At 63.1% G+C, this 18,169-nt stretch carries 17 protein-coding genes; 10 read left to right on the top strand and 7 right to left on the bottom strand.

Annotated elements, in window-relative coordinates:
• Positions 1-6: 6 nt before the first annotated feature.
• The gene (locus I7X09_RS04165; RefSeq protein ID WP_200315722.1) at positions 7-1,461 is read left to right on the top strand and encodes an MFS transporter; all 1,455 of its coding nucleotides are present in this window, start codon (positions 7-9) and stop codon (positions 1,459-1,461) included.
• Here I7X09_RS04165 and I7X09_RS04160 read toward each other — a convergent pair.
• The 6 genes from I7X09_RS04160 to I7X09_RS04135 form a co-directional block, all read right to left on the bottom strand.
• Complete coding sequence (locus I7X09_RS04160) at positions 1,458-2,666, bottom strand: MFS transporter (protein WP_200315720.1); 1,209 nt, start codon at positions 2,664-2,666, stop codon at positions 1,458-1,460. The genes I7X09_RS04165 and I7X09_RS04160 overlap by 4 nt on opposite strands.
• 189 nt (positions 2,667-2,855) lie before the next feature.
• Positions 2,856-4,250 (bottom strand): sensor histidine kinase, encoded by a 1,395-nt coding sequence (locus tag I7X09_RS04155; protein WP_095968936.1) that lies wholly within the window; start codon positions 4,248-4,250, stop codon positions 2,856-2,858.
• Positions 4,247-4,945: a response regulator transcription factor gene (locus tag I7X09_RS04150; RefSeq protein WP_200315718.1), complete on the bottom strand. Its 699-nt coding sequence runs from the start codon at positions 4,943-4,945 to the stop codon at positions 4,247-4,249. Before I7X09_RS04150 ends, I7X09_RS04155 begins: the two co-directional genes overlap by 4 nt.
• A gap of 75 nt (positions 4,946-5,020) precedes the next feature.
• The gene (locus I7X09_RS04145) at positions 5,021-5,662 is read right to left on the bottom strand and encodes a phosphatase PAP2 family protein (protein WP_200315716.1); all 642 of its coding nucleotides are present in this window, start codon (positions 5,660-5,662) and stop codon (positions 5,021-5,023) included.
• A 2-nt stretch (positions 5,663-5,664) separates the two neighbouring features.
• Complete coding sequence (locus I7X09_RS04140; protein ID WP_124566522.1) at positions 5,665-6,249, bottom strand: M15 family metallopeptidase; 585 nt, start codon at positions 6,247-6,249, stop codon at positions 5,665-5,667.
• 110 nt (positions 6,250-6,359) lie between these two features.
• Entirely contained in the window at positions 6,360-7,037 is a 678-nt protein-coding gene (locus tag I7X09_RS04135; RefSeq protein ID WP_200315714.1) for a winged helix-turn-helix transcriptional regulator, read from the bottom strand.
• A 135-nt stretch (positions 7,038-7,172) separates the two neighbouring features.
• On the opposite strand from I7X09_RS04135, the gene I7X09_RS04130 reads away from it, so the two are divergent.
• Together I7X09_RS04130 and I7X09_RS04125 are read left to right on the top strand one after the other, a co-directional pair.
• Positions 7,173-8,009: a class I SAM-dependent methyltransferase gene (locus tag I7X09_RS04130; protein WP_200315712.1), complete on the top strand. Its 837-nt coding sequence runs from the start codon at positions 7,173-7,175 to the stop codon at positions 8,007-8,009.
• A complete protein-coding gene (locus I7X09_RS04125; RefSeq protein ID WP_200315710.1) occupies positions 8,009-9,397 on the top strand; it encodes an FAD-binding oxidoreductase in 1,389 nt (462 codons plus the stop codon). Before I7X09_RS04130 ends, I7X09_RS04125 begins: the two co-directional genes overlap by 1 nt.
• 27 nt (positions 9,398-9,424) lie before the next feature.
• Here I7X09_RS04125 and I7X09_RS04120 read toward each other — a convergent pair whose 3' ends face one another.
• Positions 9,425-10,624: a serine/threonine-protein kinase gene (locus I7X09_RS04120; protein ID WP_200315708.1), complete on the bottom strand. Its 1,200-nt coding sequence runs from the start codon at positions 10,622-10,624 to the stop codon at positions 9,425-9,427.
• Between the two features lie 227 nt (positions 10,625-10,851).
• Here I7X09_RS04120 and I7X09_RS04115 point away from each other — a divergent pair, with 227 nt between their 5' ends.
• The 7 genes from I7X09_RS04115 (at position 10,852) to I7X09_RS04085 (ending at position 18,169) form a co-directional block, all read left to right on the top strand.
• On the top strand, positions 10,852-11,730 hold the full coding sequence (locus tag I7X09_RS04115; protein WP_166810914.1) for a hypothetical protein: 879 nt from the start codon (positions 10,852-10,854) through the stop codon (positions 11,728-11,730).
• Complete coding sequence (locus tag I7X09_RS04110) at positions 11,727-13,280, top strand: DNA polymerase Y family protein (protein WP_200315706.1); 1,554 nt, start codon at positions 11,727-11,729, stop codon at positions 13,278-13,280. The genes I7X09_RS04115 and I7X09_RS04110 overlap by 4 nt, the downstream gene beginning before the upstream one ends.
• 165 nt (positions 13,281-13,445) lie before the next feature.
• Positions 13,446-14,291: an alpha/beta hydrolase gene (locus I7X09_RS04105; RefSeq protein WP_200315704.1), complete on the top strand. Its 846-nt coding sequence runs from the start codon at positions 13,446-13,448 to the stop codon at positions 14,289-14,291.
• Entirely contained in the window at positions 14,278-15,033 is a 756-nt protein-coding gene (locus I7X09_RS04100; protein WP_124566516.1) for an alpha/beta fold hydrolase, read from the top strand. Before I7X09_RS04105 ends, I7X09_RS04100 begins: the two co-directional genes overlap by 14 nt.
• Positions 15,034-15,100: 67 nt before the next feature.
• Positions 15,101-15,442, top strand: a complete 342-nt coding sequence (locus tag I7X09_RS04095; protein ID WP_095968948.1) for a DUF6292 family protein — start codon at positions 15,101-15,103, stop codon at positions 15,440-15,442.
• A 45-nt stretch (positions 15,443-15,487) separates the two neighbouring features.
• The gene (locus I7X09_RS04090) at positions 15,488-17,125 is read left to right on the top strand and encodes a sulfatase-like hydrolase/transferase (RefSeq protein ID WP_200315702.1); all 1,638 of its coding nucleotides are present in this window, start codon (positions 15,488-15,490) and stop codon (positions 17,123-17,125) included.
• 87 nt (positions 17,126-17,212) lie between these two features.
• The gene (locus I7X09_RS04085; protein WP_095968950.1) at positions 17,213-18,169 is read left to right on the top strand and encodes a R2-like ligand-binding oxidase; all 957 of its coding nucleotides are present in this window, start codon (positions 17,213-17,215) and stop codon (positions 18,167-18,169) included.

The raw sequence follows: 18,169 nt of genomic DNA, 5'->3' as shown, positions 1-18,169 counted from the left end.
GGAGCGATGACGGAACCACTGGCGCTCGCGTCGAGACGTGGGCGTTGGGTTGTCGCCGCCACCGTTCTCGGCTCCAGCATGGCTCTTCTCGACGGCACCGTCGTCAACATTGCTCTGCCGCACATCGGTGAGGACTTGGATTCCGGTGTCGCCGGACTGCAGTGGACGCTCAGCGGCTACACCTTGGCGTTGGCATCGCTGATACTCCTCGGTGGCGCTCTCGGTGATCGGTGGGGTCGGCGACGGGTATTCGTGTGGGGGACGGTCTGGTTCGCGGTCGCGTCGTTGCTGTGCGGAATAGCGCCAGACATCACGTTTCTGGTGATTGCACGGATCCTGCAGGGAGTGGGGGCTGCGCTCTTGACGCCTGGCAGCCTTGCCATCATCTCCGCGTCACTTCGCGAGGAGGACCGCGGCGCGGCCATCGGCTTGTGGTCGGGCTTGGGTGGCGTCGCCGGCGCTGTCGGTCCGCTTTTCGGTGGTTGGCTGGTGGAAGTGGCGGGATGGCGATCTGTGTTCCTGCTCAATATTCCGTTGGCGATCGTGGTGGTGTGGGCAGCGGTGCGCCACGTGCCGGAGAGCCGCGACCCGCATCCGCCCGAGCACCTGGATGTGGTCGGATCTGCCTGCGCAGTAGTCGGTCTCGGCGCGCTGACGTACGGGCTGATCGAAGTCAACCCGATAGTCGGGCTGGTCGGGGTGCTCGCGCTGTGCCTGTTCGTTGTCGTGGAACGTCGATCGCCGAGTGCGTTGGTGCCGCCGTCCCTGTTTCGTTCGCGGATGTTCGTTGCGGCCAATCTGGTGACCCTCGCGGTCTATGCGGCGCTGGGCGGTGTGTTCTTCCTGCTCGTGCTGCAATTGCAATTGGTTGCGGGGTACTCGCCGGTGGCTGCCGGCGTCGCAACGGTGCCGATCACCTTGGCATTGCTGCTGTTGTCTTCGCGCGCGGGCAGTTACGCGCAGACGCACGGACCGCGATTGCCGATGACGGTCGGGCCCGCCGTTGCCGCGGTGGGGTTGGTGTTGATGACGCGGATCGGCCCGGATGCGTCGTACCTGACCGTCGTGCTGCCGGGAGTTCTGGTGTTCGGGCTCGGCCTGGCGGTGATGGTGGCGCCGTTGACCGCCGCGGTGCTCGGCTCGGTGCCGGTGGAGCAGTCGGGAATCGCGTCCGGTGTGAACAATGCCGTTGCCCGGACGAGTCAACTTCTTGCCGTTGCCGCCCTGCCGGCCCTAGTGGGGATCGACGCCGAGAGCCTGGTCGATCCGACGAGTTTCTCCGACGGATTCCGATACGCGATGTACATCTGTGTGGCGCTGCTGTTGGTTGGTGCCGTGATCGCCGCGGCGCTGATCCGTACTCCGATTGTGGAGCCGGTTCAGGAAGCGGATTCGGTTGCCTGCAAGCCGCATTGCGATCTGACGGGTCCTGCAGTGCAACCGAATCCGATCGTGGACTAGACGCTGATGTCGCGGTCTCGGCTGGGCACCAAGGGGATTGCTGCGGCCGGAAATGCCGCGACTATCGCGAAGGCGAGCGGGTAGCCGACCGCGCCGATCAGCGCACCGACCACCGGGCCCACTACTGACGCGGCAATGAACTGCCCGGTGTTCTGTGCGCCCAACGCTTTTCCTTGCCATTTCGGCCCGGCCGCCTCGGCGACGGATGTGAACGCCAAACCGTTGTCGGCGACACTGACGGTGGTTGCCAGCAGCAGAATCAGGGCGGGAACGCCCCAAGGCGCTGCGTCGGCCGCCGCCATTGCCAACATGACCGCAGATGCAGAGACGGCAACCAACCGCAGGGGGCCTACTCTGCTTCCGGCACGGTCACTCCAGACGCCGACGACGATGCGTCCGAGCGCGCCCACGAACTGGGAGATCCCGATCAGGAGTCCCGCGGGCGCAGCATCCCATCCTTGTTCGCTGATCAGCCAGACCAGACCGAACGTCGAGAGGGTGAACTGCGGAAACACCAGCAGTGCCGAGACGACGTGGATGCGCCAGAGGAACCAGTTCGAGCGATAGGGGTTGACCGTCTCGACCGGGACATCGGTGGGCTGCGCCGCCGGTCGCGGGGGATTGACCAATGCGGCAGCGCAGATCAGGGCGAGAACGCCGTTAAGAGCTACCGACAGGCCGACGGCCCAACCGATGCCGACGTTGGCGGCGAGGGTCGGGATGGTCAGCGACGCAATGGTCACGCCCAAGGGCTGTGACATCTGCCGGATACCCATGGCGACGCCGCGCCGATCCTTGGGGAACCAGCCGACCACAACACGTCCGCTGGCAGCGTTGGTGCTCGCCGCGGCCATGCCGCCCAGCAGGAACGCGATCCCGAGGAGGGCGTAATTGTCGGTGGTTGTCGCCGCCAGCGCAGCGATCGCCGTCAACGCGAGTCCGATGGAGATGACCCATTTCTCACCGAATCTGTCGGCCATCGCGCCCCAGGCCACCAGCGTGAGAACCATGCCGAAAGTGGGTGCAGCGGCCAGGGTTCCGGCCTGCGTCAACGAGAGGCCGTGCTCGGAATGCAGTAGTGGGATCAAGAAGGCGGGGGTGCTGACGAAGACGGTGCCTGCTGCCTGGGCGGCGACGCCGATTCCGAGCATCGTCCACGCCTTGGGGGAGACGGCCGTCTTGTCCAACCGCGACGCCTGCGTCATGGTGCCCTCCGATTTCTACGCTGTTCGACGATACCGACGCTACTCGCGTAGTTTCACATGTTGAAACCAGAATCCCACTATTTGGTCGGATGTGGGCGGTCTGGGGTGCGAGGTGCCCACCCCTTTTCGAGCGAACGGTACGACGATCGCCTTGGGTGCGCTGAAAGGTACGTTCGCTCGGGAAGGGGGTCAGCGACGGGGCAGGCGAACCGTGAAGACCGTGCGCCCGTCCACCTGGTCGACGCCGATGGTGCCGCCGTGCAAATGCACGTTCTCGACGGCGAGGGAGAGTCCGAGTCCGCTGCCCTCGCTGCGTCCGCGCGCGGTGTCGACCTTGTAGAACCGCCGAAAGATTGCCTGCCGATCTTCGGGTGAGATGCCGGGGCCGTGGTCGACGACGGTGATGACGGAGAAACCGGGTTCGACACTCAACTCGACGCGAACCGGGGGCGCGCCGTGGCGCAGTGCGTTACCGACGAGGTTGGCGACGACGATGTCGATTCGGCGCGAATCCACTCTGGCACTGACGTTTTCAAGTGCGCGGAGTTCGACGGTTTCGATCCAGCCGCGGCTCTCGAGTGTGCGCTCGGTCAATTCGACGAGGTCGACGTCGTCGAGGACGAGGCGCGCCTGTTGTGAGTCGTGGCGAGACATTTCGATCAGATCTTCGACGAGTCGAGTGAGTTTGCCGATTTCGCTGCTCACGATGCGCGCGGCAGCGGCGGTGTCCGGCGGAAGGTTGGGGATCTCTTCGCGGAGGATCTCACTGACGGGCACCAGTGCTGCGAGCGGCGTTCGAAGCTCGTGGGAGACGTCGGCGACAAATCTTCTCGACTGCTCTTCCGATTCTTCCAGACCTCGGATGACTGCTTCGTTGCGAGCGACCATGTTGTTGAACGTTGTGGTGACCTGGGCAAGTTCGGCTACTCCGTCTTCGGGGAGCCGGACGCTCAGGTCGCCGTCGGCGGCGCGGGCGGCGGCTTCGTCGAGGCGTTTGAGTGGGCGGACAAGCGTCGACGCGATCCACAGCCCGAGCAGACCGCTTACCAACACACCGGCGGCGAGGGTGAGACCGACAGCTCGAAGCAGGTCGTCGAACTTGTCCTGCACCCCTACCAGCGGCCGGATGGTGACGGCTTTGACCAGTGTCTCGTTGTCGTAGCCGTCGTCTGCAGTCATGTCCACGACATTGACCGACATTCCCAACATGATGCGCTGGGAGTCGAGTCTCTCGAAGCGGATCAGTTTGGGACTGTCCAAACCCTCTTCGAAGCTGGGTGGGATCGTTGCCGCATCCACTGATCCTTGACGGATGACTTCCCCGTCGACGATCAGAGTCATGTCGGACTGGAAGATCTGGTCGAGGGTGTCAGGTGTCAACCCGTCTACCGGCGGTCCATTGCTGTACTGCAGTTCGTCGCGAAATTGTGCCGTCGCCACGTCCTGAGCGTTGGAATAGATCCACGACCGCGCCATGAACGAGACGACGCCTGCGGTTGCCCCGGCGATGATCACGACGATTGCGATGAACACGAGCACGAGCCGCGTCCGCAGACCGTCGACCCGAAGCCAGGTCGGTCTCATCGGGCCGGGCTGGTGTTGAAGCGATACCCGAACCCGCGCACCGTTTCGATCACGGTCGGTGTGGCTGGGTCGTCCTCGATCTTTCCGCGCAGTCGTTGCACCGCTGCATCGACGATTCGGGAGTCGCCCAGGTATTCCTGGTCCCAAGCTGCGGACAACAACTGCCGGCGGCTGAGGACCTGCCCTGGGTTCTCGGTCAGTGCCAGTATCAGTCGGAGTTCGGTGGGAGTCAGGGTCAGCAGCGTTCCGGCCTTGCGGACCTGCAATGACGAGCGATCCAATTCCAGGTCGCCGAATGTCTCTGCACCCGGCGCCGCATCCGGACGCGTCGTTGCTGGTGCCGAGCGCCGCACGACGGCTTTGATCCGAGCGTCGAGGACACGCGGACTGGCCGGTTTGACGACGTAGTCGTCGGCACCGGCCTCGAGACCGGCAACAGTGTCGATGTCGTCGGATCTGGCGGTCAGGATGATGATCGGGATGGAACTGCGAGTGCGGATGCGTCGACAGATCTCGTAACCGTCGGCTCCTGGCAACCCGAGGTCGAGTAGGACGAGGTCCGTGGCACCGAGGGCGTCGTCGAGATCGCCGTTACCATCGGGGCGATGGCTGACGTTGTGCCCGAGTCGGTTCAGCCCCAACGTGATTGCCTCGGCCACCGCTGGATCGTCTTCTATGAAGAGAATGCTCACCATGCGCTCACCTTGGACTCGCCATGATCGGGGGCCTTCTGCGGTCGGAGGAATCTCGGTCAGCCAAGGGTACAGGGGTCACACTCTCGAGAGTCGCTCGTTGCCCGAGTCTGCCAGCACCGCGTGCCGTGCGACGCTGGTGTTCAACGGAAATGCCGACACAGCAAGGGTGTAGCAGCCGACGAGCAGTAGCGCACCGATCACGTCACTCGGCCGGTGCCATTGCAACACGACTACCGAGATCGCGGTTCCGATAGTGAGCAGCGCGCCGTTGACTGCAACGACTGCCCGCCACCTCGAGGGCGTGACGAGCACGATCGCGCAGACCAGAGCAGCGATGGCCGTCAGAGTGCCGCTGGGGAAGGAATTGTGCATCACCAGACCGTTCAGGTCCGGTCGATCCAACGATTGTTTGAGAACCCAGGCCGTCGTGATGGGACCGAGGGTCACGACGACGACGCGTAGGGCCAGCGCAATCGGGTTGTTGCGCAATGTGATCATGAGCGCCACGAGCACTCCTCCCACTATCAGTATCGGAGTGACGAGGCCGATGAACTCGGTGGAGAAGACACCGAGGCCTTCTGAGGTGGCCGCGCCCACCATGAGTTGTTGGTCGATGATCTGGCCACCGGTCGTGTTGACTGCCAGTTCGAACTCGATGACTCCGAGGATCAGAAGTGCCAGTGCGGCAATCAGTCTCGATGGTTTGACTCGTGTCATGATCAGCCTTCCGCTCTCTCGTCCGAAGGGTTGCTCAATTGGGGCGGGCATTCCCCGCCGGGAGTGGTCGCCAACTCGAAATGCCACATCTCGTTGGCGTAGGTCTGACAGAGGCCGTAATCGCTGCCGTGCTGGATGAGCCAGTCGTCGGCATCGGTCGGTCCGATGTCGACGGCCTGTCCGCTGACATGCTTCGACAGACTCGGGGAGTGCACCCACTTGGACGCTTCGTCCACGCTGCCGTACTTGACGACGGCTTCGTCGAACAACCGCTGTTGATACGCAGCGGATCGCCAACCCGAACTGACGTGCATGGCAACCCCGGATGCCTGTGCGTCGGCCGCTGCCGACTGCAACGCCGCGAGTAGGGCGGAATCGAGACGGGCCAGAGCCGGCACGTGAGTGTCCTGCAAGCTGATGCCGCCCTCGATCTCGCCACCTGCTGGCCCTGAATCAGGCTGAGTGGCAAGGTAGTTACCGCTCTTGGGCTTTGCTTCTTCCGTGTACGAGCACGCGCTGAGCGTGAGCGTACCGAGTGCGACTGCACCGAGTGCGACGAGGCGGATGATTCCGCGGTGGCTGGGCATACGACAGAGACTGCTCGGTCAGTGTCACCGACAGGTGGTCACCGTTCGTCGACGGTGTCACGGTCTGCAACAGCTCTGTAACAGGACGGAACGGTGCTGGTGAGGATGTGTTAAGCAGGGCGCGGAATCGATGCGAAAGTCGACAGTTCGAACCACGAAGGCAAGCTGCGACGCAATGCTGCGGGCCCCGAAATGGTGACGTCGCCAGACCGTATGGCGTCCGACCAGGTCAGGTTACCGCGCCAGATCTCGGTCATCGGTCGCAAGCCTGCGGCGACCGACACTGCGACGTCGAAACCCGGATCGATATCGCACATGTCTACTTCGCCGGAATTGATGACGAGCCACCAGTGTCGTGAATGTCCACGTACTCCGGAGAAAACGAACTGCACCACGGTCTTGCCGTCGGGCACCACGGAGTGATCCACGCGGCGATGCATGTCCCAGAGCAGCAGTTTCGCATCCAGGTCTTCGTCGCCCAGCTCGCCGATCCACCGGGTACCCCAGATGCCGAGAGCTTCGACCACAGGCCGCAGTTCGCGGCCGGCGTCGGTCAGACGATAGCTGACGACGCAGTCGGTTTCTTCTCGCTCGACGATGCCGGCAACTGCAAGTTGGTGCAGTCGCGTGGAGAGCAATGTCGGTGACATTCGCGGAAGTCCGCGTCGGAGATCGTTGAAGTGCTCGCTTCCCATCATCAGTTCGCGCAGGAGAAGCAGTGTCCACCGCTCGTCGAGTAGCTCCATCGCCTTGGCGACGGGGCAGAACTGGTGGTACGAGGACCCCATCTCTCGATCGTAGGCCTCTGGGATGCTCCGGTACAGATTTCGTACTGGAGAGGGGCGGACAGCCGTCGTAGCGTCGAAGTAACGGCATCGACGTTTGTCGGCTAGAAGTACGAAAAAGATTGAAGGAGAACCGTAATGAGTGAATCAACGGGAACGCTCGGGCTGGATCGCGAGCTGAAGGCCAAGCACCGGGCCATGTGGGGTCTGGGTAACTATCCGGCGGTAGCGGCGCAGGTCATCGCGGATCTCGGGCCGGTACTGGTCGGCGAGTGCGGCGTGCAGGAAGGTGATCGCGTGCTGGACGTCGCGGCGGGGTCGGGTAATGCGGCGATCCCGGCGGCCGCATTGGGTGCGCAGGTGATCGCCACCGACCTCGCTCCGGAATTGTTCGTGGCCGGAAAGGAGGCCGCTGCGCTCGCCGGCGTCGAACTCGATTGGCAGGAAGCAGATGCCGAGGCTCTTCCCTTCCGCGACAACGAGTTCGACGTGGTGCTCTCGTGTGTCGGCGTGATGTTCGCACCGCATCATCAGCGCGCCGCGGACGAGCTTCTGCGAGTGTGTCGATCCGGCGGAAAGATCGGGGTGCTGAGTTGGACTCCGACGGGGTTCATCGGCGAGATGTTCAAGACGATGAAACCGTACGCACCGCCGCCGCCTCCCGGAACCCAACCGGCGCCGTTGTGGGGTGACGAGAACCATGTTCGTGATCTGCTCGGCGATGTCGTCACCAGGAAAAACGTCCTGCGTGTGGACAGATTCAGTGGGCCGGAAGATTTTCGTGACTTCTTCAAGAAGAACTACGGCCCGACCATCGCGGTGTACCGGAACATCGCCGACGACCCGGCGCGGACGCAGGCGTTGGATCGAGATCTGCTCGAGTTGGCGAAAAAGTACGGCAGCGGAAGCGAGCCCTTCGCGATGGAGTGGGAGTACCTGCTGGTCACCGCGACACCCGACAAAGGAGGTGTGTGATGACGACGGTCGAGTTCGCGCCGCTGAAATCGGCGGTCACAGGTTCTGTGTACGGTCCCCGAGATCCGGAGTACGACGACGCCAGATCGATCTGGAACGGACAGATCGATCACCGGCCGGCGGTGATCGCCAGGTGCAGGTCGGCGTCGGATGTGTCTGTGGCACTTGCTTTTGCCAGAGCCCACTCGTTGGAGGTCTCGGTCAGAGGTGGCGGGCATTCCTACCGAGGCACGTCGGTGTGTGAAGGCGGTGTGATGATCGATCTCAGTGCGATCAACGTAGTCAGCGTCGCCCCGTCCGCGAAGCGAGCCAGGGTCGGTGGTGGTGCAACGATCGCCGACCTCGACACGGCGACGCAGGAACACGGCTTGGCAGTGACCGGCGGAGTGATCAGCGATACCGGTGTCGGTGGCCTGACTCTGGGCGGTGGCATGGGGTGGTTGACGCGCACGCTCGGCCTGGCGATCGACAACCTGGTGTCGGCAGAGGTGGTACTTGCCGACGGTTCGATCGTGCGAGCCTCCGAGAACGATCACAGCGACCTGTTCTGGGCACTGCGCGGCGGTGGCGGAAACTTCGGGGTGGTCACCGAATTCGAGTACCGTTTGAGCGAGATCGGTCCGGAAGTGCATCTGGGACTGTTCTTCTGGGGGATGGAGGACGGACCCGCAGCGCTTCGTCTGTGTCGCGAGGTGGTGCCTGCCCTGCCGAGAAATACCGGTGCGATGGTTGCCGTCAGTTTGTCCGCGCCACCGGCGCCGTTTGTCCCGGATCAATTTCACCTACTGCCCGGCTACGCCTTGCTGGTAGCCGGTTTCGGATCGGAAGAGGAACACTCGAATGCGATTGCGCCGATTCGAGAGGGCTTGCCGACGCTTTTCGAGTTCGTCACCCCGCTCCCGTACATCGGGTTGCAGTCGATGCTCGACGAATCGGAGCCGTGGGGTGCGTACGCCTATGAGAAGGCTTTGGATCTGATGGATTTCTCCGACGACGTGATCGATGTTCTGACCGAACAAGCGGGCAAGAAATCGTCGCCGATGTCCTTCATGCCGATCTTTCCGCTGCAGGGAGCTTTCACTTCCGTCGGCGAGGACGACACTGCGTTCGGTGGTTCTCGCACACCGCATTACGTGTGCAATATGACGGCGACGGCAACCGATGCCGGGACGCTGGAATTGGACCGATCGTGGGTGCGTGAGACCTGGGAAGCGTTGCGTCCGTTCTCTTCCAACCAAGGCGGGTACGTCAACTTCATGACCGATGTCGACGAGAACCGGGTGCGAGCTTCCTACGGCGCGGCGAAGTACGCGCGATTGTCCGCGGTAAAAGCGAAGTACGACCCGGACAACGTGTTTCACCTCAACGCGAACATCCTGCCTGCGTGAAGCTTGTACTCAGACCGTGAACACCGGTCAGACAGTGAACACCAGAATGACGACGATCAGTGCGGCCAGGATGATGACGGCAACCATGCCGGTCATGGCGAGGGGAGCCCAGGCCACTACCTTGTCTCGGGTGCTGGCATCGGCGGGGCCGGTCGGTATCCGCGGCGGCCAGGAGAACATGTCCATCGGACTGGGAACGTTTCGCAGAGGCGTGTTCTGTTGCACTGCAGGAAGTCCGGTGATCGTGGAGCCGGTCAGGCGATTGCGACGGTGTGGGTCGGCGAGTTGTGTGGTCCGGTGCGCCCAGGCCGGTACGGCACCCTCGGACGAGTAGACGGGAGCGTCGATCAACTGCTCGATCGTGCCGCCGCCTGTCGCGGCAGCGGCGAGTGCGTCGCGTGCCTGAGCCATCGTCGGCCGGCGGGTGGGGTCGGGCTCGAGGAGCTGAAGAAGAACGTCGGTGAGCGGTCCGGACTTGGTGGGGCGGTAGATCTCGGCCTTGGCGACCCGGTGCAGGAGGGCGATGGCGTCGGAGTCGATGCCGAAGGGCGGTTGACCCTCGATCACGGTGTAGAGCGTCGACCCGAGTGAGAAGACGTCACTGGCCTCGGTGGGATCATCGCCGCGGGCAACTTCGGGTGCGAAGTACGCGGGAGTGCCGGTGATGACCTCGTCCTGGGAGTCGGACACGTCGCTCTTTGCGCGGGCGATGCCGAAGTCACTGATCTTGACGGTGCCGAGGGACTTGCCTCGATCTGCGATCAGGATGTTGCCTGGCTTGATGTCGCGGTGGACGATGCCGGCGGCGTGCGCTTCGGTGAGTGCCGCAGCGATCTGTGCGCCGATCTGCGCGACCTCGAGCGGTGGCAACGTGTCGGCCAGGTTCATGGCCTGGGCGAGGCTGCGGGCCGGGAAGTACTCCATGACCAACCACGGTTCGCCGGACTCGATCGCGACGTCGTACATGGCGATGGAGTGGGGATGGGTGAGCTTTGCGGCGTTCCTGCCCTCGCGCAATGTACGTTCGCGGACCTCTTCGGCCGTTTCGGTGTCGAGGCCTTCCGTGGTTGTGACTTGTTTCACCGCGACGTCACGGCTGAGGAGGGTGTCGCGGGCCAGCCAGACGGCGCCCATCCCTCCGTCGCCGATCTTGGAGCGGAGTCGGTACCGCCCCGCCAGCAGGTATTCGGGCCCGATGCCCCTCCCGGTCTGCTCCTGAGCTGTCACATCTCAAGGTTAATGGATTGATGCCACTGTGACGCTCGAGGCTCCTGTGAACTGGGATTTTTGCTCTGCTTGACGTGTCGGGGGTGACACGGTTTACTGAAAACAGTTCGAAAATATGTTCGAAATTGCTGTTCGTTGGATGCATGTCAGACCCGACTTCCCCGCGGTTTGCCGGCTGGTTATGGATTGCTGCCGAGTGAGTTTTTCCGGTGTTCCGGAGGATGGGGATGACCGAGGTGACCGAGTTGGTGGAGCTGTCGGCAGATGCGGCGGGATTGTCCCGTCAGGATCGGCTGGCGCAGCTCCGCCGACAGATCGCGTCCATTCCCTCTCGGGGCGATACGTCGTTCTCTGGACCGAGCGTGTCGGTGGCTGGTGTGTCCGTCGCTGGTGTTTCCGAGACAAGTGCAGCAGCGTCCGAGAGTGTTGCGGACAGGGACAGGCCGGTCGTGGACCGCGCGCACAAGGCTGGTGTTCTCCCGGTGCCGGAAGGTATCGGGGCATTGTTGCCGCAGGGTGGTTTGGTACGCGGAACCGTGGTGTCCGTCGACGGCGCGGCATCCTTGCTTTTGGGATTGGTCGCGTCGGTGACGGCGTCCGGAGGGCATGTGGCAGTCATCGGGCAGCCTCGACTGGGATTGCTGGCGGCGTACGAGATGGGTGCGCAACTGGAACGTCTGGCACTCGTTCCGGCGCCAGGGCCGGATCCGGTCGAGATTGCCGCTGTGCTGCTCGACGGTATGGATCTGGTGATTCTGGGATTGGCGGGTGCATCGGTATCCCCGTCGCGTGCTCGGGCGGTAGTGGCACGCGCTCGAAGCAAGGGCTCGACTCTTGTTGTCACCGAAGGTCACTGGGACGGTGCTGAGGTTCGCTTGGACGCTCGGGTTCATGGTTACGGTGGGTTCGGTCAGGGCCGAGAGTTGGGGCGTGGTCGGCTCAATTCCCTGAGCCTCGCGGTTCGTGCTCGGGGGCGCTCGTTCCAGCCCCGGACCACGCGTCTGGACATCTGCAGTTCAGCCGGGCGGGTCGAGTGGGTACCTTCTCGGCCGGTCGAGGGTGTGATGTCGCAGGATGTGATGTCGGAGCAGGTGGTGTCACTGTGAGCAGAGTTCTGGCGTTGTGGTGCCCGGATTGGCCGGCGGTGGCAGCGGCAGCACTTGCCGATCTTCCGGCAACACATCCCGTCGCGGTCACCTCGGGTAACCGTGTGATCGCATGTTCGGCGACGGCTCGTGCGGAGGGTGTTCGCCGAGGCCTACGACGACGCGAGTCGCAGGCCCGCTGCCCGGAACTGTATGTGGCGACGGCAGATCCGGAACGCGACGCCAGATTGTTCGAGCCGGTGGCCGCGGCCATCGATGCGGTGGCACCGGGCGTCGAGGTACTCCGTCCTGGTTTGTTGGTGCTCAGCGCACGAGGTGTCAGTCGGTACTTCGGTTCGGAGGAAGCCGCGGCGGAACGATTGGTGGATCAGGCATCTGCTGCGGGCGTCGAGAGCCAGGTGGGGGTGGCGGATCAACTGTCCACCGCGGTCATTGCCGCGCGCCGGGCAGCGCTGGTGCCGCCGGGGGAGGGAGCACGGTTTCTGGCGCCGCTACCCATGCCGGAGTTGGCGGCCGAGCCCAGCCTGTCTGCACCGCATCGCGGAGAGTTGGTGGATCTGCTGCGCAGGCTCGGGATCAGGACCATCGGTGCTTTCGCGGATTTACCGGCTGTGGACGTCGCTTCGCGTTTCGGCGCTGATGCGGTGCTCGCGCATCGTGCGGCGCGTGGTGAACCCGAGCGGCCACCGTCGGCGCGGACGCTTCCGCCGGATCTGGATGTGGAGCAGCATTACGATCCGTCGATCGAGCGGGTGGATGCCGCAGCGTTTGCCGGGCGCGCGTTGGCAAGTCTGCTGCACGACAAGCTGTCCGCCGCCGCAGTGGCGTGCACCCGTCTGTCGATTTCGGCCAGCACGGGTAACGGTGAAAATCTTTCTCGGACTTGGCGTTGCGCCGAACCTCTGACGCCGGAGGGAACGGCCGATCGAGTGCGATGGCAACTGGACGGCTGGCTCACCGGGCGCAGTGAGACCCGGCCGACCGCAGGTATAGCTGTGTTGCGTCTGGAACCGGTGGAGGTGGTCAGTGCCGGTGCCTTGCAGTTGGGGCTGTGGGGCGGTGTCGGCGACGAGGAGGAACGAGCCAGGCGAGCATTGGTACGTGTGCAAGGTCTTCTGGGCGGCGAATCGGTTCAGGTCGGTGTCCTGAGCGGTGGGCGAGGGCCCTCGGAGCGAATTACCTTGTTGCCCTTGGGTGACGAGCGGATAGCTGCTCACGATCCGACAGCCCCGTGGCCGGGTCGTCTGCCGCAACCGTCTCCGGGGTCGATCTTCGTCGACAATCCCAAGGTGTGGCTGGGGGATGCGGCCGGCAACGCCGTGTACGTCACCGAGCGCGGTGTCTTCAGTTCGCAGCCGGGAAGGCTGAAGTGGGGGAGTAAGGAATGGGCAGTGCAGGGATGGGCCGGGCCCTGGCCGGTGGACGAGCGATGGTGGGACGCAGCTTCGGCACGCACGGCGGCGCGGGCTCAGGTTCTGCTGGAGGAATCGCGGGCGTTGCTGATGATCTGTGAAAGCGGTGGATGGTCGGTGGAGGGTGTGTACGAATGAGCTCACAGGTATAGCCAGCTGTACCGGCCATGGTCGAGTCGGCTGTACGAACAGTAGGGGCGTTGGCACCATCGCCATGCCGACGTTCGGATCCTAGCGTTGACGACATTCGAAAACTTACTGTTGCAATGATTCTCGTCGTTGTAACTCTTCACGAGGAGTGTCATGAAAACGGCGGGCCGAGCTGACGTTTCCGGAACCGATCGACTTCACTACGCGCTGACGGAACTGCACGACGCACAACTTCTGGCGTACGACGAGTCCGGCGAAGGCCGGATCGTGGAGGTGTTCGGCGATGTCGCCACAGCCGAGCACATCGTCATCTTCGTCCCGGGTAACGACAACGGACTGGGAAACTACTTCGACGAGAACCGTCCGACCGGACCACGCGCGAGCGGATGGACACTGGGAAGGATGCTCCGAACGCTCGGGCGGAACGACCACGTCGCGGTGATCGTGTGGGTCGGTTATCGGACGCCGTGGGGATTTCTCGAGTCGTTCTCGCGGACACTCGCAGAACGTGGTGCGATCGATCTGGCGCGATTGACTCGCATCCTGCCGCGTTCGGCGCATGTGACGCTCGTCGGACACAGCTACGGGGCCGTGGTGTGCGGACTCGCCCTCCCGTCGGCGCGAGTAGACGATTGTGTGGTGCTCGGGAGTCCGGGGATGGGGACCAGTTCTCGCGAAGACCTGTGCTTTGCCGGAAATCTCTGGGCTGCTCTGGGGCCCTCGGACTGGATCCGGTATTTCCCGCGCGTGAAGATCGGTCGCCTCGGGCACGGTCCGTCTCCAGTACGGGCGCAGCACGGAGCCCTTGTTTTCGACACCGGTTCCATTCGAGGGCATTGCGGATACTTCGCCGACCCAAGCGAGTCGCTGCGCAACATCGCGAGGATAGGGCTCGGTCGCTACGACGAGGTCACGCGGCCAGGGGAGTTGCCGCCTCGGCCGACCGCGTCAGCATTTCACGAGGACAGGTCTATCCTGGGAACTCGTGAGTGTCGCTAACGTACGAAGTGCCGGCGGGGTCCAGATCAGCTACCGCGATTCCGGTTCGCATCCCGGTGTCGCCGATCTGCCTCCGGTAATCCTCGTGCACGGGATGGGCGGCGACAGCGGTACCTGGGACAAGTTCGCGCGGACCTTGCGATCGCGCAACCGACGAGTTGTCTCGGTCGATCTTCGCGGCCACGGACGGAGCGCTCGGGCGTCGTCGTATCTCTTCGACGAGTTCGCCGACGACGTCATGGACGTGTGTGATCATCTCGAACTCGACCAGGTGGATCTGGTCGGTCATTCGCTCGGCGGGCACGCGGCGTCGTTGATCGCTCAGAAACGCCCCACGGCGGTGCGGAAGTTGGTCATCGAGGAAGCGCCGTTGCCACTACGCGCAGGTGACCCGGAACAGGTGTTCGCGAGGAAATTGCCGAGTGTGCCAGAACTGTGGCACGCCACAACAAGTTTGGTGCGGCATCCGCGCGCGGCGCTGACGTTCGATCGCTCGATGACGCGATCCGCGCTCGAGCAGTTCCGCCGACCGGATCCGCAGTGGTGGGATCGGTTGTCGCTCATCGAGGCTGACATGTTGTTCCTGCGTGGAGGTCTGGGCGGGATGGTGGACCCCGTTCGCCTCGACGCTGTTGCAGCCACCGTCGCACGCTGCGAGTTGGTCTCGTTCCGTACCGGACACAGTGTCCACCGCGACGGTCATCGCCAATTCGAATCCGTTGTGTTGCCGTTCATTTCCTGAAAGCGCAATATTCGATCGGTCCCGCCGCGTACCCATCCGAAACGTGTGTGGCACCGAATGTACTTCCATGCATACCAACGGCAACGACTGGTCCGCACACGAATACGTCGACGCGGTAGCACGATCGGTTCACGGCGAGACTGTCCGATGGCCACAGGCGCCGAGCATGGATGCGGTGATCGTCCTTCCCGTTCATGCCAGAAACCATCCGGGGAAGACCGCAGTTCTGCTCTGGAATCACGACTTCGGTTGGTCGTGGGGCGTCGAGGAGTCCGACGTGCGAAGGACGATTTCGATAGTCGACACCCTCGGCATCGGCCGGACTCCGGATCCGCTGCGCTGTGCGGATCGGGTTATCGAGCTGATCAGCGCCCAGACAGTTTGCTCGCGCATGTGTAGCGAACACTGATTCGGTCAACTCTGGGGCCACAACGGCTCCGAGAGGACGACGCCCGTGAACCCAGAGAACGTTCCAGCCCCGCTTTGTCATTCATTGCCGCGCCGGACGTTCCTCGGTGGCGTCGGTGCTCTTGTCCTCGCCGGAGTGGCAGACGTCGCAACCGGCGCGGCGAGCGCGGCGCCGGTGAAAGCAGCGCCCGCCGATCGGTTTCCGCAGAAACCCAACATCGTTGTCATCATCACCGATCAGGAGCGCCGGCCGATGTACTGGCCGCGAGGCTGGGCTGATCAGAATCTGCCCAACCGCAAGAGGATTGCCGATCACGGGCTGACGTTCGACCAGGCAGTGTGCAATACCGCGATGTGCTCGCCCAGTCGCAGTACGTTCTTCACCGGCCTCTATCCCGCGCAGCACGGGGTCACCAGAACCCTCACCGAAGGCGGCACTGTCTCACCCACCGAGCCCCAGTTGCAGGTCTCCGAACAGAACATGGCAAAACTGCTGGCGTCGGCGGGCTACAACGTTCAGTACCGGGGGAAGTGGCATCTGAGCAAAGGCGTCGAGGGTGGTGATCCGACAAGTAACGATGTAGCGGGATTCGGCTTCGAAGGGTGGATTCCCCCCGACGCGGGTCAGGACACCAATCCGGACCACTTCGGTGGCGGCTGCGCAGACCATGATCGCCGTGTTGCCGAGGAGGCAGTCGATTTCCTCTCCGGACCTGCCGTCACCTCCGGGCAGCCTTGGGCGCTGATCGTCTCGTTCGTGAATCCACACGACGTACTCGCGTACCCCCAGACTTGGAATGCGATGAACGGAACGTGCGACAACTATGGATCGGACGCGCCCGGCGCCTTCGAGCAAGGTATCGACTTACCACCCACCTTCGACGAGATCCTGGCACTCAATCACAAACCGACAGCGCAGGTTCAGTCGGAATTGCTGCTCGCAGCCGGACTCGGACCGCTGCTCGGGCCCGATCAGGCGCGCAACTACATCAACTTCTACGCCTACATGCACAAGGTGGTCGACGAGCACATCGGCAGCGTGCTCGACGCGATCGAAGCCACCCCACAGCTGCTCGACGACACGGTGATCGTTCGCATGTCCGATCACGGGGAGATGGGGATGAGCCACGGAGGTTTGCGGCAGAAGGTGTTCAACGCCTACGAGGAAACACTGCGCGTTCCACTGGTCATCAGCAATCCCTTGCTGTTCCCCGAACCTGTTCGAACCGACGCCCTGGCATCGTTGATCGACGTGATGCCCACTCTCGCCACGCTCGCCCAGGCGCCGGCGCGTGAATCGTGGAACTTCCTGGGTACCGATCTGACACCGGTCATCGTCGACGCTGCCGCCTACCCACAAGGTCCCAGCGCGCAGGTTCAGGACACAATTCTGTTCACCTACGACGATCAGAACTGTGCGACGCCCGACGGTCAGAACATCGTCACGCAGCCCAATCACATCCGCTCCATCCGGGAGAGCCGATGGAAGTACACGATGTACTTCGATCCTGCGGGAGTTGCTGCGCCGCAATACGAACTGTACGACTTACAAGCCGACCCCTTGGAACTGAACAATCTCGCCAATCCGCTCAACATCGGCTCGTATCGGCCGGATCTGGCGGCGCAGATGAATGCCAAGCTCTTCGCAGTGATGGAGACGAAGGGCGTTTCTCTGAAGGAATAGATCGAATTTCGTCAAAACTGATTCACGTTTCAGTTCTGCGGGCATGCTGGTGGGGCATCTGTCTTCGGTTCGGGAAGAAGGAATGTCATGACTGTCACCTCGCCGGGGCGAGAAGGTTTCAGTTCTCTTCGGTCGGGAGGGTTGAACTGGGATTCGTTCCCACTCCGATTGTTCACCAAGGGAAATGCCAAATTCTGGAACCCAACCGACCTCGATTTTTCGCAGGATGCCCGTGACTGGCAGGAGCTGACCAGCGAACAACAGCGCAGCGCCACCTTCCTGTGTGCGCAGTTCATCGCCGGTGAAGAAGCCGTCACCGAAGACATTCAACCGTTCATGAAAGCGATGTCGACCGAGGGGCGATTCGGCGACGAGATGTACTTGACGCAGTTTTGTTTCGAGGAAGCCAAGCACACCCAGGTCTTTCGGCTGTGGATGGACGAAGTGGGTCTGACCAGTGACCTGCATTCCTACGTCGCCGAGAATCCGTACTACCGGCAACTGTTCTACGAGGAGTTGCCGTCGTCGCTACGCATTCTGGAGACAGACCCCAGCCCGGTCAACCAGGTGCGTGCCAGCGTCACGTACAACCACGTCATCGAGGGCAGCCTGGCGTTGACGGGCTACTACGCCTGGCAGAAAGTCTGTGCGACGCGCGGAATTCTGCCGGGGATGCAGCAATTGGTGCGAAAGATCGGCGACGACGAACGACGGCACATGGCGTGGGGAACGTTCACCTGCCGCAGGCACGTCGCCGCCGACGATCACAACTGGGACGTCGTCCAGCAGCGGATGGGCGAACTCATGCCCATGGCACTGGGAATGATCAACTGGGTCAACGATCAATTCGAGGTGCAGCCGTTCGGTTTGGACAACCAGGAGTTCCTCGAGTACGCCGCAGACCGTGCGCAACGCCGACTTTCGGCGATCGAGTCCGCGCGCGGGCGCGACGTCGCCGAGATCGACCTCGACTATTCCCCGGAGACTCTCGAGGAAAAGTTCGGGGAAGAAGATGCCGCTGCGATGAGTGAGGCAGCCGGCTGA

Source organism: Rhodococcus sp. P-2 (assembly GCF_016598535.1).
In the GTDB taxonomy this organism is placed as follows: domain Bacteria; phylum Actinomycetota; class Actinomycetes; order Mycobacteriales; family Mycobacteriaceae; genus Rhodococcus_F; species Rhodococcus_F baikonurensis.
This window is presented reverse-complemented; position numbering and strand designations above follow the sequence as displayed.